We start from the raw sequence: 20,522 nt of genomic DNA, 5'->3' as shown, positions 1-20,522 counted from the left end.
ACTTGAGTTTGGTGAGGATTGGTTACAATCGTGGCCTATGCAACAGTACACATTTAACAAATATTTTGCTAAAAAAAGTTTTTTGAAAATCTTTGGCGGCGAAATTCGTATTTTTGATGAGAGCAAAAACAAACTTCTTTTTTTTGTAAAACAGAAAGCCTTTAAACTAAAGGAAGATATTTCCGTTTATGCAGATGAAACCAAAACAAAAGAACTCTTAAAAATAAAAGCACGAAGTGTGATCGATTTTTCTGCTATTTACGATGTAGTAGATGTTACTTCGAATGAGGCGATTGGATCACTCCGCAGAAAAGGTTTTAAATCTATCCTAAAAGATTCTTGGGAAATACTCGACACAAAAGACCAAGTGATTGGTTCCATTGATGAAGATAGTATGTTCAAAGCAATTCTTCGTCGTTTTCTAACCAATTTAATTCCTCAAAGTTTTTTTATTACATTAAATAAAAATCAGGTGGGAGTTTTAAAACAAACTTTTAACCCTTTTGTTCCTCAATTCAATATAGATTTTTCTTCCGATAATGCCAATGCACTCGATCGAAGAATGGGGATTGCAATAGTCATTTTGTTACAAATCATTGAAGGAAGACAACAATAGATTTTGCGATTGTCTTACAATTTACTATCCTGCGTTAAGGATACGAAGGGCTTGGTCACCTGCCATCATTAGATGGAAGGTGACGGGAGCGAAAGCGAACCCCGGAGTAGCCTGACCCTTTACAGAAGAAATACGGCTGTTAGGAGGGATTGGGAACGCCCAAAGGGAAAAGAAACATTACTTATTTTTTTGTCGTTTAAAATAATTCCTCTAAACTTCTATCCCATTCTTTTGTAAAAGGTTTCTGTAGCCTTTGCTTCTTCCCCTTCGGGAGAGATGTTAAATGCAGTTAGGGAAAATTCTTTATCGCCGATGAATTGAATTTCTGTTCTCCAACCCCAAAGTTTTTCTCCGTATTCTGGATTCCCATAGGAACCTAAGACAGAAAATCCTTTTTCATCTCCTTCTCCACTCGATAACATGATTTGAGTTCCCATATGGAAACTATCAATCCAGGAACTTGTATATCTTTGGTAAGGGATATCAAAACCAAGGATCATTTTTCCCACAAAGGGTTTTCCATCCAAACTACTGCGGTAATCGATTGAGATAAATCTGCCATCTAACAAGGTAGTGATGGTGGCTTCTGCATTGGATTCATCTGCGAGGACATCTTTTTCAAACCAAGTTTTGGTTTTGCCAGCCCAATGACCCACTATACTTTGTAATTGTTTGTGAGCCCCATTTGTTAGAGATTCTTCAAATTTGTTTGATGACATATGGTTCCTTACCTTTGTGATTGATTTGTTAATTTCTATCTTTTGGAGAGAGTTCTGGTTTGATATTTCCTTCGGCCATTCGTAAATCACAGACATTTTTTTGAACTGCAATGGCAGAAAATAATCCATACATTAAAATCGTAATATAAAAACCTTTTTCGTTTAACATCATTTCGGAAGTTGTATTGACCTTTTCCGATTTGGTCAAGAATTTTGTTAGTATCATATAAATAATCCTGATTGAAATATGGAGTCATAGAAAGATTGATTGGTTATGGATTCTGAAATCATCTCTATAGAGAAAAAATACTTAGTTGGTAAAAAAATTGAAATGTCTTTGTCTCAAAGTCTAACACCAACTTTATGGAAGTCTTTTGTTCCCTCCATTAGTTCCATTCAAAACCGAGTTTCAAAGGAAATGATTTCTTTGTCAGTTTATCCGATCGATTATTTTCAAAATTTTAATTTAAATCGAAGTTTTGTCAAATGGGCGGGAGTAGAAGTTTCCTCTCTAACGAACTTACCGGAGGGATTGGAAGTTTTGGAAATTCCTGCGGGATTTTATAGTGTGTTCCCTTACAAAGGTTTGGCGAGTGAAGCGGGCCCGTTTTTTCAATGGATTTTTAGAGAATGGTTTCCTAACTCTGAATATGATTTGGACAATCGGCCCCATTTTGAAGTGCTCGGTGAAAAATACAAAAATGATGATCCTAGTTCAGAAGAATTGGTTTATATACCAATAAAACCGCGTTAAGGATACGAAGGGCTTGGTCACCTGCTATCGTTAGATGGAAGGGGACGGGAGCGTAAGCGCACCCCGGAGAAGCCTGACCCATTGAAAAATAAAATGTTTTTATAGAAAGAGATTGGGAACGCACTAAAGAAAAAATCATGTTCATTCTGGATCTGGGTTCATAATTTTATGAAGTGTTTGGTAGAATTTTTCAATGTATCGTTCTACCTGATTCGATCTCCATTCTGGATTTTCCATAATCTGGTCTTGGACATGTTTGACAACAGCTCGAACAAAGGAAGTTCTCTCTGATAAGGTAGAAATTTCCAAAAGTTCCAAAGTAGTTTTTCTGATGGTTAGTTCTTTTTTTATTGCTTTTGAAATCACCACAATGGCGTCTTCATTGGTAAGGTGAAGATTTTGAACTAGTATGACCCTTGATTCTTGGATCAGTTTCATTTGCATATCACTGAGTGGCATATTTTTCGATTTTTTCGATTTCCTTTTGGTTGGTAAAGTGAAATGTTTATTTGTTTTAGCAAATGAACCTGTTCATAATGTCTCTATTTTTATTTTTTAGATAATCACCTTCCTTCCACAGAACGACTTAGGATTTAAGATCAGATTTGAATCATCCTATACCAAAGGGGGCCAAACACTACTGATTTCAGGTTCTTTTGGCATGAAGACAATCCAAAGTTTATCACCGATTTTTTTTGTTAGATGGACTGATTCATAAATATTGCCAACATTTCCTGTATATTTTTTTCCACTTACTTCAAATACAAATTCAACAATTGTTGGCGATTTGCCGTTTAACGATTGAGTGTAGTCTTTGCGAATGTCTATGATTTCGCCAACTGTGGCCTTTCCTTGTTCTAAGGGAATGAGTTCGTCATTCGCAGTACGTAAACCCCTTCGCCAACAATAGATCCCAATGATGGGAAATAAAATCGTCCAAAAAAATGGAATTGTGAAAATGATTCCGATGAGGGTCATTACATTGCCTGTGTATTTGATCCTTCGTTTGAATTTTGTTGGAAGGACTCTTGGTGCGTTTGGAGGTTCAGACCCAAGATCGTCAGAGTTGAAAGAGTATTCGAGGGTTCCTCCACAATTTGTACAGTTAGTTAATTTTGTATTTGGATATTGAGTTTTGCACCAAGGGCATTGGATCGTTGTATCAAATGGCATAAAGTTTCCGATGCTTATTTTGAATGAATTCTCATTCAATTGTCAAGATTAGTTTTTGAAGGTGGTGGTTTCCTTCTTATAGCAAATTCGAATTTACTTTTTGGTGAATGCATTCGTTTTCACATTCGCATAACATGTATTTTGTTGTGAACAGTGATCTTGGTTAGAATGATTTAAACTTCGATTGATTCTATTGTTCAATTGTTTTGGTACATAAAATCTTTCCAAACATAAGTTGAGTAATTCTATACGAATGAATTGAATTCTTAGTTGATCGAAAATTCAATCAGGATAGAATGTATCGATGCGTTTCGGACTTCTCTTCATACTTGTTGCTTTCATCCATTGCACAGAGCCAGAATTCAATAATCCAAGTGATTTTGGAACTGATTCTTATTTAGAAAACCAAACCATCCTATGTCTCACAGGGCAGACTGCTGCATGCCGGATGGCAGTTCCTGTTTGTACAACCTGTAAATTTTTTTCCACCAGTGTAACCTATAATGGCAATCGGGGAGGCATTCTCGGAGCCGATGCCAAATGTATGAATGACTCCAAAAAACCACCAATGCCAGTGGGTGCGGTATATAAAGCTTTTCTTGTGGATGAGGTGAATCGAATTGCTTGTACTTCAACCGATTGTCTGACGGGAGGAACTTCCGAACATGTGGATTGGGTTTTGAAACCCAATACTGCGTATGTACGAACAGCTGATAATGTGACCATTGCGACGACCAATAGTTTGGGAATTTTTACAAGCCAAACCAATGATGCAGAGAATCCGCAAGTTACTAATGTTTTTACAGGACTATTCACAAATGGTTGGACTACACTATCCGGAGGAAACTGTGCCGGTTGGACGCAAGGAACAACAGCTTCGGCACGTGTTGCTTTATATAGTTCCTCATTACATGTTTCTACTAATGGCGATTGCGCCAATCCTTCCGTTATCTTTTGTGTGGAGCAGTAAAATCACCTTTGCATTTGTTTTTTTAATCTTCTTCTGTCTGACTTGGATTTTTTGTTTTATTCCCCAGATTAAAGTTTATCTTCCCCAGGGAAAATTGGGTTCTATCCACATTTTATATGCGGAAGGAGCTAGTTTTCTTTGTTTTTGTTTTTTAAGTTGTTCTTGTATCGATTACAAAAATAAAAAATACTGGCAAGGAATCGCCATACACGAGTTTGTTCATCAGCGCCAACAACGTTTGTTTTCTCCGTTTGTCTTTGGAATTCTCTATTTTGGAGAATGGATTTTTCGAAAGTTCTATTACAAACAAAGTTGGGGTGAGGCATATCGAAATCTTCGTTGGGAAAAAGAAGCAGAAGTGGCGCGCCTACGGTTTGAAGAAAATATTTCTTAAATCGGTTTTGGAATGGTACGGAGCATTAGCTCTGCAAAAACGATTTCTAAGTTAATGAAACAAGGAATTACAATTCCACAACCTGGATCAGCAACTCCATTGCATCGTAAGTTTGATGTTGTGATCATTGATAGTCCGCCGGGTTGGTGGTATTATTCCATGCTTGCCATTTCTCTGAGTGATGTCATCATTCCTCCGATTAACTTTAATAATGGATCTTCTGTGATCAATTTAGTTCGATTCACAAACCAATACTTTCCTGAATTATTCAAACATTTGAATCCAACTACAAAGGAAGAAAAAATAAATTTCTTAAATTTGAGGTCTCCCGTTTTTTCCCATATGATCATTAACTTTTTTGATAAAAATGATAAAGAAGTTAAGGAGAAAGATTTAGATCAGGTAGTAGCAAAATACTTAGAAAAAGAAATTAAGGATTCCTTTATCAGAAATTCTTTGTTTAGAAATGAAAGGGCCGATGGAATTAGTGGTCGCACCTTCGATGCAATTCGTTTGCCTTTAAATCGTTCGATCAATCAGTTATCATCGCTTGCTCTAGAAGACAAAGACAGGAAAAAAGTTGAAAACGAAGTGCTTAAACTAGGAGAGATTATTGTTTCCGATTTATTTCCGTTTATGAGAGGATAGAAGGATTTAAGATCAGATTTTTAACTTCTTATACCAACGGTCGCCAAACACTACTTTAAGATTGTTTTTGAATAATGAATTAGGTTTTCTGAATCGTTTCTTACTTGCCTGTTCCCTTTTGTTTTTCCAATGCACAAAACTAGACTTAAATAACCCAAACGAATTCGGCACGGAAGCATTTTGGCAGACACAATCGATTCTTTGTCTTACAGGTCAAACGACTGATTGCCAAACGGCAATTCCCGTGTGTACAAGGTGTCGGTTTTTTTCCACGAGTACTAGTTATACTGGCGCACGCGGAGGTATCTCTGGTGCCGATGCCATTTGTATGAATGATGCAAAAAAACCAATGCTACCAGCTAGAGCAGTGTTTAAAGCTTTTCTTGCCGATGACGTGAATCGCATTGCGTGTACTACAAGTGATTGTTCAACGGGAGGAGTCACTGAAAATAAAGATTGGGTTTTAAAGCCTAATACTCCTTATTATAGAGCAGTTGATGGAGGGAACTTTATGATTACGAATAGTGCAGGAATTTTTACTGCGCATTTGCAACATGCGGAAAGTCCGACGATTGTAACTTCGATTTTAACGGGTTTCAGTACGGGTTGGCTTAGCGCAACAAACCATTGCAATCGTTGGACGATTGGAACTACTTCGAACGCAGGTGCCTCCGCAAATAGTGTTACTTTGCACTCCCCTTCCATAGGGAACTGCAGTTCAGCTTCAATCATCTTTTGTGTGGAGCAATAAATGGATTAAATTTATTAATTAAAAAAGAATTAGATTGGGCTCTGTATCTGAAAACGAATCAATTTATTGACTTGCATAAATTCATAACATGATGGTAATTAGGTGTACATGATAGAATAGGAATCAATGCAGGTATGATGCGCATTGATCAAAACGGATTGGGTGTAGTATTTCGAAATGAACAGACAAAACAAACGCATTCATTAGAGGGCATTCTTTCTTCGAAAACTCTCAAAATTGAAAACAAATAAGCGAATTAGGAAACTTTAATATGAAAAAGACAATTTGGATTTTACTCAGCACCTTAGTGTTTGGGAACTGCATTGCATTTTTAGATTTCAATCGAACCAATAATGAATTCTCTAAAGACTCTTTGTTGGTACTCTTAGGTTCTAAGGATGTAGGGGTTCCTGCAGGTGGTGGAACGGGGACTCCATCGGGAACACGCATCCAATCCAGTGACGAACTTTTTACGATTTTGATCCCTGAAGGTGCGATGGAGGAAACCGTCGACTTTAAAATTACGAAATACGAATCAACCCAAGCACCACTTCCTTCTGGTTATGTGCCAACAAGTTCCATCTACCAAATCACTCCATCTTACCAATTCAAAAAAGAAGTTTTAGTCACCATCACTCTGGACCGTGCCAAAGCACAATCGATGAATCTTAACTTTGGAAAAAGTAGAGGTTTTCATGTCTCTACCAAGAGCACAGAACCAGATGCAGAAAGAATGCCTGGTTGGGCCGGCGTCAACACAACACTTGAATCAGAAAGAATTGTCTTTCAAACAAAAAGTTTTTCACTGTTTGGCGGGGGAACTCCTCCACCAGGGAATTTACCTCCTGTCATCAATGGTGCCTACTATTATCTAAAACCTAGCACTCGCCATATTCCGTATGAAATAAGAGCTGATGTGTTTGAACCAGACAATGATGCCATGAATGTGTATTTGGTGGTAGGACCTGCGGGTGGACCAACTAACTACTTCTCGATGACAAGAGAAGGAACAACAAATTGGTATAGATCCAATATCCCTTACGAAGCAATGAGTCCTGGTGGAATCTTAATTCAGATCGTTGCCGTCGATATCCATGGTCAGAAAACGGCTAGGCCATCTACAGGAACGTTTTTATACCCTACTGACTCAGGGAACCCTGCTTACATCAGCCAATACACTCCAGATCGTGATGGTGATGGATACAATGATGTTTGGGAACTCGATAATGGATACAATCCGAACAATGCAAGTAGTCCACCAGGAGGAACCACATACCCACCAGGACTTCCTGTTGTCATTGACAGCTTGGAAATTTTACCAACACAAGCTTGGGTGCAGGTGAATGAACCCATTACGTTTTCTGCTCGAGGGTTCCTTGCCGGTGTTCAAAAATTTGTGAATGTCAATTTCCACACCACTGGCGTTGGCCTTGGTGGAGGCCCCATAGGCAATCTGAATTCATCTACTTTCACAGCAACCACTCCTGGCATTGCGGGAGTGTTTGCCACGTACCAAACTCATGAAGCATCTGCTTCCGTTCATGTTGCCGATACCATTGCTCCGTCGAATATCACCGATTTGGTGGCAACACCGATGTCCTCATCCAGAATCCAGTTGCGATGGACAGCTCCGGGCAGTGTAGGTGCATTAGGACAAGCATCTGCGTATGAGATCAGAAGGTCCACTTCCCCCATCACAAACAATTTGCAATGTGATGCTGCTACTGGGATTGCACATACGATGATTCCAAAAAACGCAGGGTTAGTGGAAACAAAAGAAATTGATGGCCACCTCCCGCAATCAACATACTATTTTTGTGTTCGCGCCATTGATTCTGCAGGGAATCGCAATTCTTGGTCCGGAGTTGTCTCCACCACAACCTATGCACCAACAGACTTAGTCCCACCTGCTGATATCACAACCGCAACTGCAACTGTCGAATCCTACCAACAAATCAAACTGACTTGGATTGCAGTGGGAGACAATGGAAATGTTGGTTCTGCCTCCGCTTATGAAATCAGACGTCGTTCCACTCCCATCAATTCAGATGACGACTGTTCGGCGGGTGTCTTTGTTCCGAATACGGTAGTGGCGTCACCTGCAGGCACTCCATTAGAGTTTACCATCAGTGGATTGTCTTCAGGAACAGTTCATTATTTTTGTATCCGCGCTTTTGACCATGGAGGGAACCGAAGTCTTTGGAGTGGGATTTTACAAGCCACCACACCATTTGCCAACCAAACTCCTGTGATCCAGGTGGCAACGAATATTGCGATAACTTCAGGATTTGAAGCATCACTTAATGCAACACAATCGTTTGACCCAGACGCCTCCTTTTGCGGAGCTCAATCAAATTTATATGAATACAATTGGAGATTGGTCTCCAAACCACCACTATCCAATTTGGCAAATGGTGATATTCAAAATAGTAATAGTAAATTAGCTAAAGTTTTACCTGATGCAATTGGTGATTATATATTTGAATTTTCCTTTAAAGACAATGCAGGCAGTTGCGCAGGAGGAAACCGAACTTCCGCTTCCTTAGTAACAATAAAAGTGAATCCAGTTAATTTAGATTCTCCAGTCGTTGTAGAAGCTCAAGCAGGAGGAAGCAACGCTTTTGTACACTGGACTCCAGTAACAGGTGCTACCTCATACACAGTTTATTACAGCACCAGTCCAGGAGTTTCAAGTATATCGACTAATATAGGATCTATCACTAATCCGTTTACTACAATTCCTGGATTAACAAGTGGATCTATGTATTACTTTAGGGTGGCAGCGAATGGACCAACGGGGGGAAGTGCGTTGTCTTCAATGGAAGCTAAGGCTTTTATGCCGTTTGCACAAATAGGTACAGGTAGTACAACACATGTTGCTTTAACTGTAGGTCCAGTTGGATCGGGTATGGAAATAAGCGCAGTTATCGATACATTTAATCAAAAACTATTGGTTATTACAAATAACGGAGCGAATAATTCCAAACCAGGTTTATTCAGATGTAATTTTGATGGAAGCGGATGCAATCTAATTGATATTTCAGCAGGACAAGGAAGTTATTCGGGCTCTTACATAAATTCGATCATAGATTACATAAATATGAAACTGTTGGTTGTAACGGCGAATGGAACAAATAACGCTAAACCTAGCTTATTTAGGTGTAATTTAGATGGGACAAATTGTTCTCATACGGATATTTCGGTTGGTCAAGGAACTAATTCTGGATTCTACTCAAGTTTGGCAATTGATCTAGTTAATAAAAAGTTGTTAGTTGTTACTACAAATCTAGCAAACAATTATAAACCGAGTTTATTCAGATGTAATTTAGACGGATCTTCTTGTTCCCATACGGATATTTCAGTGGGTCAAGGATCCTTTTCAGGTAATTACCCTAGTATCGTTATCGATCAAATTAGCAGTAAGTTGTTGGTTGTCACTTCAAATGGAGCGAATAATTCAAAACCAAGTTTATTTAGATGCAATCTAGATGGATCAGGTTGTTCCCATACGGATATATCTGCTGGCCAAGGAAACAGTTCTGGATATTCTCCTAGTATCGTTATTGATCAAATTAACAGTAAGTTGTTGGTTGTCACTTCAAATGGAGCGAATGCTGCAAAGCCAAGTTTATTTAGATGCAATCTAGATGGATCAAGTTGTTCCCATACGGATATTTCAGTAGGACAAGGATCAATGTCAGGAACAAATCCTAGCGTGGTAATCGATAATTCTGGTGGAAAAATATTTGTGGTAACCCAAAATGGCGCTAATCAAGAAAAGCCAAGTTTATTCAGATGCAATGTGGACGGAACAAGTTGTTCCCATCGGGATATTTCTGTTGGTCAGGATACTTATTCTGGTATGTATCCCACTTTATTGTTAGATCAGATGAATGCAAAGATAATTGCGGTCACACGAAATGATACAGGTTCTAGACCATCGCTTTATATTCAGTAATCTTTTTTAGAAAAAAAAATTTTACCTCACGTTAAAAAATGAGAATTAATATTTCAAATGTCTCCGAAATATAACCGTCTCACCTGACAAAGGTGAGACGAAAGCGTCAGCGCATCCCGAAGTGAGCCCGATTGATTCAAGAGAAGGATATCAATCAACTAATATAAGACAAGTGCAGATTAGATTTTTGAAGTCAAAATTTGATTTTACTTAAAAAATCCAACACCCAATTATTTTATTCTGTCTGAATTGGATTCTCTGTTTTTGTTTTTTACATTGTTCTTTTGCCGATTACAAAAAGCCGAATCAAATAATCCTAGAATTCAATCGGCATATAAAAAGACATTTCAACCGTGGAAAAGGAAATTTTATAACCATTTTGTGCATAGAATGGCCCACCTAAACCCAATCTCCAATTGATAGAACCAATGGGAATCTCCCAAAAAAAATAAAAACTCTTTGCATAGTTGGTTGAGGAATTGACTCTTCCGATTCCTAAGGTTAACAAAGCATAAAGTTCAAGCGGACTTAAATTATTTCCAGTAGTTTGTGCATAATATAAAGCTAACAATGGATTGATCGTTTTGGGATTTACATCTCCCTTAATGAGGGTATAAGCTCCAAGCGCTTCTAAATTATTTCCATAAGATAAATTGGATAACAAATAAGCACGATAGGGATCACCATCAATGTTTCCGTTATTTAATAAAGAATATCTGCCTATGTTGTCGATTCTTTCATCGAGATTTCTTCCGCCACTAAATACCATTAGGTTAGCAAAATAACCATTTCCATCATTAAAATCTGCGGTACCTTGTATGTTGACTTTTGAATATCCTAAACCTAACCCAATTCTAAATTTATCATTTCCTTTTTTGCCATAATAAATTGCAGGAAGTAACATGTGATAACTTCCATAGGTTTCTGTGCCTAGGTCTTGATTTTTATATTGTTTAATTGGGGAAGATCGATTGGATGAACCGGATTCTCCTTCACTTGAAGACATATTCGTAGCGGTAATGTCTGTTATTTTCTGTTTGGATTGGCGAAAGTTAACATTCCGATTTAGAATGAATAAACCCCAACTATCTCCCATTTGCCATTCCTGCGATTTTAAATCATAAAGGAAGGAAAGATTTTGATCCATTCGTTGATCGTCCATCATGACCGCACGACTTCCAGTAGAAGACACAATTGTCAAATCTGTTAAGTTTGCTTGGACTCCAGGATAAAATGTAAAGTATTTAGCACCATTTTCCTTTTTAAGAGAAAAATCTTTATCTGGCTCCGGAGTCTGTTTTTGTAATGGCGGTTCAAATATTGAATCGTTTTGAATCTGAATTCTTCGACCTTTTGTTTCTTCGTTGGATAATTTTGATCCGGGATTTTCCACTTTCTTTGTATTGGTAGGTTCTTCTGCAAAAAGTGATAGAGAGAAACTTAGAAAAAAAATCAGACAATTTGTACGATAGAAAAAGGACATCATCGGCAAAGATTTATATTCGATAATAATAAATCTATAACATTTTTTAAGTTAGGTTATGAAAGTAAATCTTAATTTAATAGGGATTACACTCTGTTTTAGGGAGTTTGCCCTATACGTGATATTAAGAAGATAAAGGGATTAGAAATTTTGTATTGCCTATATTCTAACAGCTTGCGAAAAAGAATTTATATTTTATTTAAGAGAAATGAAATGACTCAGTTCGTTCGACTTTACCTACTTCTTCTTTTGTTTTGTTTTGTTTCACAATGTGCAGTTATGGAAAGGATGTTTCTATTTCCGGGAACAAGGTGATGTTGCGTGAAAAACCAAGTGAAAAATCAAAAGTCATTCGACAATTAGATGGAAATAACATCGTCACGGTGTAGGAAGAAATCACGAATGACAACTCGGATTACAGGCTTTGGACTAAGGTTCGTTCCTTAAACAATTCAGAAGGATATGTCTATTCAGATTATATTTTTTTAACTCCACAAAGTTCTCTTCCTGGCAAAAATACATTCCCAAAATTGAGATTTGAACTGAACGATGGAAATTTAAGGATTTTAGATGGAAAATCCTCCAAACTATTGGACACAATACCTGTTGATAGTCGCTATCAGAAAGTTTTTAAAACAGAACAAATAGGACATTTCCTTTTAATTGTCATAAAAAATGAAGAGGAAGAATATGAAGGTGTTGTGTATGATTTGAATCTTCGCCGTGTGCTTTTGAAGAATCTCAGTAAACAAATTCACGTGCATATGTGTAACTTTGAATCCGTTTCTCCGCAAAATTTATTTCTAGTGTTTGATGCTGGTAAAGGATTTGTTCGCACAAAATATGTATTTGATCTATCAAAATCCAAATTCCATGTTTTTGACGATATGAGAATTGAATTACAGTGGATAGCACCAAGAACCTTTATCTTTTATGCCACTCCAAAAGAGGGAGAAACAGACTTACCAATTAGGAAAGATGATACCATCTTAGAAGAAAAAAGAATTTGGAGAAATGGAACCATCCATAGAACCAAAACCACACGTTATACTTACCAAGATTAATAAAAAAAGAATTTTTGAAGTCACTTCGCTTGGTAAGTTAATCTCTGGCATCCTACTTTTTGAAGTATTTTTAAAACTAACAGTCGTATGATTTATGTCAGAATAGAAATTTAGATGATAAAAAACTTATAAATTGATCATTGATTGTAATAAATCATACTTGCAAGTTTGGCTCGGAAACTCGAATTTTATCCCATGTCTTCACCAAAACAAACCCTATTTCATCGATTCTTAAGTTTCTATTTTCGCTTACTTTGTATACTGGCAGTCGATTTGGTTGTAACAACCATCAACGGACGGGTATTGGGTCTTACGAGTATGTATGAAAAACCCGTTGTGACTTTGATCGGTATGGGTGTGATCCTTCTGCTTTTTTTCTTTTTGTTCTCCATTATCGATAGGCTAACTAAGATCGTTTTGAAAATTACCGTGGAAATGGGAAATCTTTTGGTCTTCCGTAAAACGGCTATCTTTCTTATCTTATGTGGGATATTGTATGGAATCTATATGCTTTATTATCATACATGGTTCGGAGCATGGCCTAACATTAAATTGATATAAATAAAATTTCAGAATTCAAGGATTGGGCGGTATTGGAATTTCTTTATACCTGTCTGTTATCTCCCAATCACCTTTTCCATCTGGTTTCATCATAAATGCCTCACCACCTTTTGTCCACCAAACTAAAGTTTTGTCATCTGTATAACGAACTCCTGAGGCAGCCATACCTTGATTCAATGTGACAGATTGCCCACTAGGAAATTTTAGAGTCACAGAGAATGTACCTTCTTCATTTGTTGGATTGTGGTAAACTGCCGTAATCCTTTGGCCATCTTCCGCTTGGTAAATGACTTCCATTTCTTCGTAAGCGGTTGAACAAGAGAAAGAGAATAAACAAATGGCGGTCGTTATCGCGATGATAAAAATAGTGATAAATTTCAAGTGGTTAGAAGTTTTCAATTTGGCTTAAGTTAAATCTATTATATCAAACGGAAAAACTCAAATAGAAAAGTAATTTTGAATCACCGAGAATCGCCTTTATCATTTGTTTTCTGTGTTCGACTCCGGATTAGATTGATTTGACTCTTTAGAATATCTCCCATTAGATATTCTGACCATATACCCGCATACCAATTGAATGGTGTGTTGATATAAAACCGACTAGATAGTGTTAGTTTACTGGTTCCATCAGGTAAACTTTCGAGACTGTAAACATCTTGCAATATGTCTACGTATTTTCCACCAAGCACAATATGTTCATCCATCACTGTTACTGGGATAGTGGTTGGATCTATATCTATGTTGAGAACCAGGCGCTTTTCATTCTCAAATTTTGAAATTGTTTCATTGAAATAAAGTCCTTTTTCATATAATGCGATCCTTCGGCCACCAACTTCCATTTTCTCAATGGTTGTGCTGATATGTTTTGGAAATCCTAAAAAGGTAGAAAGGTTAAATTTTTGTTCTTCGGGTTTGATTTCGTTAATGTTTGTCAGCTCTTTCCATACTTCATTCGTTGGAGCTTGGATTGTTACAGATTTTGAAATGTAGAAATCCTTTCGACTTAATGTGCTGTCTCCTTCAATGAAACCAACAACTAGTGGCAAAAAAAGAATGAAGGAACCATGCAAAGTATTCCGATTTTTTTTTGTTTTATGATTCGAATCTGAATTACTTACCTTTTTAATTTGATAAGCTAAAATACCTCCTAAACTAGCGGTAAATGCAAATAAAGGAAAAATCATTAACCAACAGATTTTACCTTCAATATTTAGAGCAATGGTGACACACATCAAAATAAAACAGGGCAAAAACGGTTTAAAAATTGCACCTGATAAACTTTTTGTATGTTCTTTTGGTAATAGGTAAATTGTCAAAAAACCAATCGTAACGGGCGCAAGGATGAGGAAACTAATACTGATAATGTTTCCTAGAAATGGATCTAATAAATCATGAAGGATACGTAACAATAAGCCATATACTGTTGCCGCGGTGACTGCTAGGGTTGTTGGATTTTTCACGTTACTAAATTCCTTTTTCCATAATGATTTAAAAAATGATTCTATCTTGGATCCCATTCACCTGAAGAAATATCATATCTCTTTTGCAATTGAATCTTATAGGCAAAGTATCTCCTAAACCTTTACTTATGAAAAACTGACAATCATCCTTCATTGCCTTTAGAGTGTTCCACTTATAAAAGAATTTTCCAGGGTACAGGCCATTTTTATTTTCCCAAAATACAAATTGGCAACCATGTAGATGACCAGCAAACGCTGAGTGATGGTGGTCCTTAAGGTTGTCGATAGCCTTTGGATTGTGTAAAACTAAAATGGAAAAATCAAATTCTTTTTCTTCAGTTTTCAAAAGATTCCCAACAATTCGAATTGTTGTGTTGTTGATTTGAAATGTAAATGACCGCTTTTCAAGCCAAAAGACATTGTTTGCTTCCATACATTCTTTAATTTTGTCTATTCCGAAAAAATAGTCATGATTGCCTGCAATTGCAAAAAGATTTTTCCGATGTGATAATGATAGAAGTAACAATTTTAATTGGATCAGTCCCTTGTTTGAATCAATATAATCACCGCCAAATAAAATAATTGTGGGGTTTAACTCTTCAATTTTCTTAATTATTTCGTAAACTTTTGTTTTGTTGAACCCATTAAAATGTAAATCCGACAGAAACAAAATACTAAAGTCATCGTTACAATTGCTTTGGTGAGTTTCTTTTCTAATCTCAAATGGGAAATTATACCCGATCTCTAATTTCATCTTTATACCAAATCAATATGGCAATACAGCCAACTAACCAAAACCGAAGTGGATTTTTAAAATTGAATAATCCACACAACATAAATATCGCAATAGGAATGACATTGAGTATAACATGGATTAACCCTATTTTATAGGTGTACTTTATACTTGTAGCTATTGGGTTTGTTTTATTATCAAAAAGAACTGGAAACAGGAACAAAAAATGAACTTCCACAAAATAAAAAATAAACACGAAAGAAGGTAACAAAAACAAATTAACTTTTATAATAAAAAAAACATAGAGGATCGTGATAGAAACTGAAAGTCCATATTTAAAGATCCCATAACCTAAAAAACTGATCGAAGGATCATAATATCTTGAATTCTTAGGACTAATTTCATTTAACCTATCATACATCCATTTTGAACCAAAATCTAGTACATGGATATCTTGATGTTGATGAATCTTTTCCGTAGATTGATCTAGGAACTTATTAGCCTGCGATAATAAATCATAAAACTTCATCTAACGTAAATAAAATGGAACCAAGCTAACCAAGCGATACCATTTCCAAAAATTAACATTCTATGATATAAATTTTCTAGGTGTCCGCAACGTTTTTTATGAAAAATAAATTCATCATAACAAATAGCCGAAACCGTAAAAATCAAAACAAGGATGATTGGAATCAAAAATTCAAATGGTTTGGTGCTGACCATTGCAAACCACATTAGAAAAAACATTGGCAGACCTCCCAATCCAAGGGCGATTGCTTCCACGATTCTCTCTTTTCTTGAAATTTTCATATTGAGAGTTTTTCTATGAAATCTCCAATCCAAAAACCCACCTATCGTTGCTACTATTCCTGTAACAATGATTACATGAAATTGCCAGGTCAAATAAGGAAAACTTTCTGAAATCGAAAGTTTAGAATGATCAATGAATAAAATAAGAAAACTAAGAAACAACCCAGCTGGCGCAAATAACAATATGAGTGAAAGATAATTGTGTATTAAGTGAATTACAAACAATGAATTTAATCTCTATGCATTAGGGTAGGGCAGTCCTACTTTCCTTTAAAGATTCGAATTGTTTGTGACTTGTAAACTCTGTTTTTAGAGAATAAAAGTAAGATTCCTCACTCTTAGCTTCCCCCACAAATTATCTGTTAGATGATGCTGGGATATCTGTATTCAAAGAGATTCTAATAAACTTTAGCTAATAACCCGGTGGAGGTGTTTGCTTCGAAAAGCACCCATGGATGGGTGCGGGCGGGAGCTCTGGCCACGGAGGGCCAGGCGAACGCGAGAAGCGAATGCCGAAACTTTGGAGACGCCGGGAGTCGGTCTACGGTGCCTTCCCGTCCGGGTCAGGCAACCTCTGACCCGTCCTGCTCGAGGTCTCAGGCATCCTGCCTTCGACAGAAACAGCTTCACGCTCCCTATGGGTCGCTACTGTTTCTGACTCTCGCAGTCGTTCGACTCCCGTCGCAAATTATTTGTTAAACGAAAATAAAACTATGATACTAAAAATAAACTTTGGAGACGCCGGGAGTCGAACCCGGGTCCTATCGCCCTCAAATGCAGCTTCTACACGTTTAGTTTGCAAATAAATTTCGGAAAGACTTACCCTACAAACGGGGGACTAATTCCTATCCTACTTAAAGTTCAATCCGGTTCGAAGCGGGCGACAAATCCGAAAGGTCCTTAGAGAGGTGTCGGTTTCTTGGCCACCTAAGGAAACAGCCATGGAAACCGTAGAGCTTAAAATTAAGCTGCTAGAGCAAATTCGTTATTTGCAGTTATTGTTTTGAAGGTTTTTAAGAGGTCCCTCACCCCTACGTGCCACTGAATCCAAGCCAACAACAGTCGAAACCAATGTCGTCCCCAATTCTTACTACTTAGACGAGTAAAACTCAGGGAGTTTGGAAGGAAAAGCAAAAAAGGTTGAATTGGAGTTTTGTTGTGCTGGAATGAAAGAATTCCTATGAAATTATCCATTTTGTTTCGAATTACAGTCACTTTACTTTTCGCGTTTGTTTCTTTCGTATCCTGCTCACAAAAGGAAGCGCCTTCCGATTCAGAAATTAGGCAAGCTGTCTACGGGAATGACCAAAACAGGAAAATTCGTGTCTTAGGCCAAAAACAGATTAATTTGGATGAAACTCCGGAAATGGAAATCTTAGTTTTGTTCCAATCGGGGACAAGTGAGGTTCTTGCTGCCTTCCGGAAAGATGGATCGAGTTGGACGTTTCTTTGGAAGTTGGAATTCTTTTTACAGAGCCTAGGAGAGATGTTTTACGACGCGAAACTTAAATCCTGGGTTCCGGGATCGGCACCGGGAAAGGAAAAAGTTACTTTTGCAGGGGATTGCCTTCGTAGGATTGTGCTCGCTGAACTTCCGGGAGATAATTTTAATTCCGTATTTATTGAAGTTTTGTCCGAAGAACCACCGTTAGGTTTGTTTTCTGTTCCGATGGGTTATCGTAAAGGTAAAAAAGTTTGGGATGGGCTCCAATTAAAAGAACACGAAGAATTAAAAAGAAGTAAACGTGTAGATTTTGAATACAATAACAAAGAAAAATCTTTTCGTATTTTCCCAACAAATCCAAATTACTCACAAGAATTTGTTTTTAATGGTTGGGAAATGATTCCAAACCTTCCGATGCAACCTGTTCCAGCTTTTGTATCCTTGGAAGTGACTCCGAAGTTTGAGATTGGAAAAGAATCTCTTGTAACATTACAACTAAAGAATCGCGGAAACTATGTTAGTTTAACATATTTGTCTTTATCTTTTCCTGAAGCTGGTTCTGTGAGATTGGCAGGAGAAACGCAAGGAGTAAGGTTGTATAAAAAAGGTGACATTGTTTTTAATGTTGTCCAAAATAAAAAAATCCCAGCCGAATATCCTTTATTAGAGGTTACAAAAGAAGGATGGGCAAATAACTTTCGTTATGGTGTAAAATTTTATTACACACCGAAAGAATCTGTAACGCCAAAAATATTATTTCGTTCCACTTATAAGTTTTATCATGAGATTGTTTCCATTCCCAATCAGTTTTCAATTGCTCCTTTTGAACGCGACCAACAAGGATTTCCCTCTTATCTTTTAGGAACACCGGCGAATTAAGCGGAAATGAAACACCAATTGACGGAAGAAGTAAAACTTGCCAGGAGGGAAATCGTTCGTGTGCAAGTGGATCGATTTCATCTTTATTATTATGATTTTTTTCATCGAACTGAAACGATAGAAATGGCAAAATTCTTTTTTGAAACTGTTTATAACTTAGATGGCAAAGAAGAATGGGAAACATTAGCATTTTCTACTTATGACAAAGTAAAAAATATGATGAAGGAAGGCACAAGAGAAAGTGTTGAAAGATTGATCGAACTCAATGCAATCACTGATGAACTGGACATCCAAATGGCAGAACTATTAATCTCTAAAGGTTGGGAACTGGGAAAGGAAATTAGTCAGGAGGAATACTTTTTATTATTCTGTGAATTGGACAAAAGAGAAGTTCGAAAAAAACAATTAGAGGTTGTACTTTTTAATCTTAAAAAATTTTATGAATTAGCACACAAGCCGGTCAGTGCTTATATCATTAAACCTGCATCAATGATGGCGAGGTTACTTGGAGTGTATCCTTTGTTTAAAAAAGTAGAACAAGGTTACTACGCTACTTTGCCTGTGAACCAGGATTTATTTAATGAATTCTATGCAATAGTCCAAGAAAAGGAATGGGATTTTTTATATAAAGCTTTCCCAACCCTCAAAGGGGAAACATGAGAAGACGTTCCAGATTTGTATCCAAAGAAGAAGAACATATAGAAGCGCATGATCGTTGGTTATTGACCTATGCTGATATGATCACCTTATTATTAGGGTTATTTATTATATTGTATGCTATCAGTAAAGTTGATGCTAACCGCCTAACGGAAGTGGCAAAAGATATCAAAAGAGGATTTGGTCTAAATGTAAGTTCAGTTGGAGCGATTCTGGAAGGTGGTTCCGGAATCTTAGAAGACGACACGATGGAACCAAAGTCACAAGTGTTTCGTCTTTGGGAACGAATTGGTTTCGCATTAAAAACACTTCGAGAAAAAGCTAAACTAAAATTGGGTCTTGCTGAAACGGAAGAACTCAAATTGACTTTCGCCGGATCTGATTTGGCATCCGATGATGTATTAAAGGCCGATCCTGATTTAAAATTTGCTTTTGAACAATTAGCCGTATTATCAAAAGGTATGGACATTGATATTGTGGTTCGTGTGCAAATTCCTTATGAATCACAAATTGATAAATCGAAATTTCAAAACTCATGGGATTACCATTCCCATAGGGCTTCTTTACTCGCAGAAAAATTAGTCAATGAATATGGCATTCCAAAAGAACAAATCTCGGTCCAAGGTTATGCCATGTTTCAAAAATCAAAAGATTCAGATACACCAGAAAAAAAAGCCAAAGAAGAACGAATCGAAATTTTGATTCGTAAAAAAGAAACAGCAGAAACGATCAAATAACAAAGGAAATCCAAAAGAGTTTATGAACTTACTTAATATAATATTTTCGAAATTGAATATGAAAAATGGAATTCGTATTTTCTTATCAATCTTTGTTTTAGTAACGGTTGTATCATGTAAAAAAGATAAAGGGATCATAAATGTAGAATGGCAGAATGAATCGTTAAGTTTAACATCTGAAATTTGTGCCAAGTATAGAGAGTGTGCTGATAAAGAATGGAAATCTATTCCAGGAAATCTTAAAAAATTCACCGAAGGCAGACTCGATGAAACCCAATGCCAAAAAAGATTTCGAGAAAGTAATGCATACAAACTTATCGGCGAAGATCCGTTAACAATCCAAACTGCCTATAAGGAATGTCATAAACAGATTTTGTTGTTTAGCTGTAAGGATTTACAAGAAGGAAAAATTGATTCCGTTCCATCTTGTGTGGCTTTTCAAAAAATTCAGAACGGGAATTAGATTTATCTGATTTGGGAAGGCGAGGACAAGATAGAATCTGTCAAATAACTGCCATTCGGATAAGCTCGCTTTTAAATTTTAAAGATAAATGTCATACGAATATCTCGCAAATAGACTTTCATGCGTGAATATGCGTTATTCGTATAGCCGCCGCCGACACAGGTGGTAAATATACGCATTGCGCATAACATCCTGTCCATTTCTTGGACTTCTTGTCTGAGATTGTATATACGCAATGCAGATAAACA

General features: G+C 36.9%; 22 protein-coding genes and 1 other RNA gene. 13 read left to right on the top strand and 10 right to left on the bottom strand.

Annotated features, from left to right (window positions below; translation table 11 throughout):
* Nucleotides 1-37: 37 nt before the first annotated feature.
* Nucleotides 38-616 (top strand): LURP-one-related family protein, encoded by a 579-nt coding sequence (locus EHQ16_RS05860; protein WP_135634762.1) that lies wholly within the window; start codon nt 38-40, stop codon nt 614-616.
* A 218-nt stretch (nt 617-834) separates the two neighbouring features.
* Here EHQ16_RS05860 and EHQ16_RS05855 read toward each other — a convergent pair whose 3' ends face one another.
* Entirely contained in the window at nt 835-1,335 is a 501-nt protein-coding gene (locus EHQ16_RS05855; RefSeq protein WP_135634763.1) for a DUF1579 domain-containing protein, read from the bottom strand.
* A gap of 28 nt (nt 1,336-1,363) precedes the next feature.
* Complete coding sequence (locus EHQ16_RS05850) at nt 1,364-1,561, bottom strand: YiaA/YiaB family inner membrane protein (RefSeq protein ID WP_135634765.1); 198 nt, start codon at nt 1,559-1,561, stop codon at nt 1,364-1,366.
* A gap of 48 nt (nt 1,562-1,609) precedes the next feature.
* Here EHQ16_RS05850 and EHQ16_RS05845 point away from each other — a divergent pair, with 48 nt between their 5' ends.
* The gene (locus EHQ16_RS05845) at nt 1,610-2,089 is read left to right on the top strand and encodes a GyrI-like domain-containing protein (RefSeq protein WP_135634767.1); all 480 of its coding nucleotides are present in this window, start codon (nt 1,610-1,612) and stop codon (nt 2,087-2,089) included.
* A gap of 141 nt (nt 2,090-2,230) precedes the next feature.
* Here EHQ16_RS05845 and EHQ16_RS05840 read toward each other — a convergent pair whose 3' ends face one another.
* On the bottom strand, nt 2,231-2,548 hold the full coding sequence (locus tag EHQ16_RS05840; RefSeq protein ID WP_244241948.1) for a hypothetical protein: 318 nt from the start codon (nt 2,546-2,548) through the stop codon (nt 2,231-2,233).
* Nucleotides 2,549-2,704: 156 nt separating this feature from the next.
* The gene (locus EHQ16_RS05835) at nt 2,705-3,262 is read right to left on the bottom strand and encodes a hypothetical protein (protein ID WP_135634769.1); all 558 of its coding nucleotides are present in this window, start codon (nt 3,260-3,262) and stop codon (nt 2,705-2,707) included.
* Between the two features lie 304 nt (nt 3,263-3,566).
* Here EHQ16_RS05835 and EHQ16_RS05830 point away from each other — a divergent pair, with 304 nt between their 5' ends.
* From EHQ16_RS05830 to EHQ16_RS05810, 5 genes are all read left to right on the top strand, one after another.
* Nucleotides 3,567-4,232 carry a DUF1554 domain-containing protein gene (locus EHQ16_RS05830; protein ID WP_135634772.1) on the top strand — a complete coding sequence of 222 codons (666 nt, stop codon included), beginning with the start codon at nt 3,567-3,569 and terminating at the stop codon, nt 4,230-4,232.
* Between the two features lie 94 nt (nt 4,233-4,326).
* Nucleotides 4,327-4,626, top strand: a complete 300-nt coding sequence (locus EHQ16_RS05825) for a hypothetical protein (protein ID WP_244241947.1) — start codon at nt 4,327-4,329, stop codon at nt 4,624-4,626.
* A gap of 12 nt (nt 4,627-4,638) precedes the next feature.
* The gene (locus tag EHQ16_RS05820; protein ID WP_135634776.1) at nt 4,639-5,274 is read left to right on the top strand and encodes a ParA family protein; all 636 of its coding nucleotides are present in this window, start codon (nt 4,639-4,641) and stop codon (nt 5,272-5,274) included.
* A gap of 67 nt (nt 5,275-5,341) precedes the next feature.
* Entirely contained in the window at nt 5,342-6,025 is a 684-nt protein-coding gene (locus EHQ16_RS05815) for a DUF1554 domain-containing protein (protein WP_244241946.1), read from the top strand.
* Nucleotides 6,026-6,296: 271 nt separating this feature from the next.
* A complete protein-coding gene (locus tag EHQ16_RS05810) occupies nt 6,297-9,983 on the top strand; it encodes a fibronectin type III domain-containing protein (protein WP_135634778.1) in 3,687 nt (1,228 codons plus the stop codon).
* Between the two features lie 316 nt (nt 9,984-10,299).
* Here the strand turns inward: EHQ16_RS05810 and EHQ16_RS05805 are convergent, their stop codons facing one another.
* Nucleotides 10,300-11,376 (bottom strand): hypothetical protein, encoded by a 1,077-nt coding sequence (locus EHQ16_RS05805; protein WP_244241945.1) that lies wholly within the window; start codon nt 11,374-11,376, stop codon nt 10,300-10,302.
* 620 nt (nt 11,377-11,996) lie between these two features.
* Between EHQ16_RS05805 and EHQ16_RS05800 the strand changes: the two genes are divergently transcribed.
* Nucleotides 11,997-12,530 (top strand): SH3 domain-containing protein, encoded by a 534-nt coding sequence (locus tag EHQ16_RS05800; RefSeq protein WP_244241944.1) that lies wholly within the window; start codon nt 11,997-11,999, stop codon nt 12,528-12,530.
* 195 nt (nt 12,531-12,725) lie between these two features.
* Nucleotides 12,726-13,091, top strand: coding sequence for a hypothetical protein (locus EHQ16_RS05795; RefSeq protein ID WP_135634780.1), 366 nt, complete (start codon nt 12,726-12,728; stop codon nt 13,089-13,091).
* A gap of 15 nt (nt 13,092-13,106) precedes the next feature.
* On the opposite strand, the gene EHQ16_RS05790 is transcribed toward EHQ16_RS05795, so the two are convergent.
* The 5 genes from EHQ16_RS05790 to ssrA form a co-directional block, all read right to left on the bottom strand.
* A complete protein-coding gene (locus EHQ16_RS05790) occupies nt 13,107-13,472 on the bottom strand; it encodes an MliC family protein (protein WP_244241943.1) in 366 nt (121 codons plus the stop codon).
* A gap of 80 nt (nt 13,473-13,552) precedes the next feature.
* Complete coding sequence (locus EHQ16_RS05785) at nt 13,553-14,551, bottom strand: SRPBCC family protein (RefSeq protein WP_135634782.1); 999 nt, start codon at nt 14,549-14,551, stop codon at nt 13,553-13,555.
* Between the two features lie 28 nt (nt 14,552-14,579).
* Nucleotides 14,580-15,305, bottom strand: a complete 726-nt coding sequence (locus tag EHQ16_RS05780) for a metallophosphoesterase (protein WP_135634784.1) — start codon at nt 15,303-15,305, stop codon at nt 14,580-14,582.
* 504 nt (nt 15,306-15,809) lie between these two features.
* Nucleotides 15,810-16,319, bottom strand: coding sequence for a hypothetical protein (locus EHQ16_RS05775; RefSeq protein WP_208742234.1), 510 nt, complete (start codon nt 16,317-16,319; stop codon nt 15,810-15,812).
* A 507-nt stretch (nt 16,320-16,826) separates the two neighbouring features.
* Nucleotides 16,827-17,176, bottom strand: a transfer-messenger RNA (tmRNA) gene (gene ssrA / locus EHQ16_RS05770).
* A 98-nt stretch (nt 17,177-17,274) separates the two neighbouring features.
* On the opposite strand from ssrA, the gene EHQ16_RS05765 reads away from it, so the two are divergent.
* The 4 genes from EHQ16_RS05765 to EHQ16_RS05750 are packed head-to-tail and all read left to right on the top strand — an operon-like array spanning nt 17,275 to nt 20,274.
* Nucleotides 17,275-18,417 carry an LIC13341 family surface-exposed protein gene (locus EHQ16_RS05765; protein WP_135634786.1) on the top strand — a complete coding sequence of 381 codons (1,143 nt, stop codon included), beginning with the start codon at nt 17,275-17,277 and terminating at the stop codon, nt 18,415-18,417.
* Between the two features lie 6 nt (nt 18,418-18,423).
* Nucleotides 18,424-19,077 (top strand): FFLEELY motif protein, encoded by a 654-nt coding sequence (locus EHQ16_RS05760; protein WP_135634788.1) that lies wholly within the window; start codon nt 18,424-18,426, stop codon nt 19,075-19,077.
* Nucleotides 19,074-19,811 carry a flagellar motor protein MotB gene (locus tag EHQ16_RS05755; protein WP_135634790.1) on the top strand — a complete coding sequence of 246 codons (738 nt, stop codon included), beginning with the start codon at nt 19,074-19,076 and terminating at the stop codon, nt 19,809-19,811. Before EHQ16_RS05760 ends, EHQ16_RS05755 begins: the two co-directional genes overlap by 4 nt.
* Before the next feature lie 22 nt (nt 19,812-19,833).
* Complete coding sequence (locus tag EHQ16_RS05750) at nt 19,834-20,274, top strand: LA_2478/LA_2722/LA_4182 family protein (RefSeq protein ID WP_167482636.1); 441 nt, start codon at nt 19,834-19,836, stop codon at nt 20,272-20,274.
* The last annotated feature ends 248 nt before the right edge of the window (nt 20,275-20,522 follow it).

Origin of the sequence: Leptospira kanakyensis (assembly GCF_004769235.1) — a bacterium.
Taxonomy (GTDB): Bacteria; Spirochaetota; Leptospiria; order Leptospirales; family Leptospiraceae; genus Leptospira_A; species Leptospira_A kanakyensis.
This window is presented reverse-complemented; position numbering and strand designations above follow the sequence as displayed.

Coding starts and splice junctions, on each gene's coding strand:
- EHQ16_RS05820 (WP_135634776.1), top strand. CDS start 4,639: ATGGTACGGAGCATTAGCTCTGCAAAAACGATTTCTAAGTTAATGAAA.
- EHQ16_RS05855 (WP_135634763.1), bottom strand. CDS start 1,335: ATGTCATCAAACAAATTTGAAGAATCTCTAACAAATGGGGCTCACAAA.
- EHQ16_RS05850 (WP_135634765.1), bottom strand. CDS start 1,561: ATGATACTAACAAAATTCTTGACCAAATCGGAAAAGGTCAATACAACT.
- EHQ16_RS05830 (WP_135634772.1), top strand. CDS start 3,567: ATGCGTTTCGGACTTCTCTTCATACTTGTTGCTTTCATCCATTGCACA.
- EHQ16_RS05810 (WP_135634778.1), top strand. CDS start 6,297: ATGAAAAAGACAATTTGGATTTTACTCAGCACCTTAGTGTTTGGGAAC.
- EHQ16_RS05795 (WP_135634780.1), top strand. CDS start 12,726: ATGTCTTCACCAAAACAAACCCTATTTCATCGATTCTTAAGTTTCTAT.
- EHQ16_RS05765 (WP_135634786.1), top strand. CDS start 17,275: ATGAAATTATCCATTTTGTTTCGAATTACAGTCACTTTACTTTTCGCG.
- EHQ16_RS05845 (WP_135634767.1), top strand. CDS start 1,610: ATGGATTCTGAAATCATCTCTATAGAGAAAAAATACTTAGTTGGTAAA.
- EHQ16_RS05860 (WP_135634762.1), top strand. CDS start 38: ATGCAACAGTACACATTTAACAAATATTTTGCTAAAAAAAGTTTTTTG.
- EHQ16_RS05780 (WP_135634784.1), bottom strand. CDS start 15,305: ATGAAATTAGAGATCGGGTATAATTTCCCATTTGAGATTAGAAAAGAA.
- EHQ16_RS05835 (WP_135634769.1), bottom strand. CDS start 3,262: ATGCCATTTGATACAACGATCCAATGCCCTTGGTGCAAAACTCAATAT.
- EHQ16_RS05840 (WP_244241948.1), bottom strand. CDS start 2,548: ATGCCACTCAGTGATATGCAAATGAAACTGATCCAAGAATCAAGGGTC.
- EHQ16_RS05750 (WP_167482636.1), top strand. CDS start 19,834: ATGAACTTACTTAATATAATATTTTCGAAATTGAATATGAAAAATGGA.
- EHQ16_RS05755 (WP_135634790.1), top strand. CDS start 19,074: ATGAGAAGACGTTCCAGATTTGTATCCAAAGAAGAAGAACATATAGAA.
- EHQ16_RS05760 (WP_135634788.1), top strand. CDS start 18,424: ATGAAACACCAATTGACGGAAGAAGTAAAACTTGCCAGGAGGGAAATC.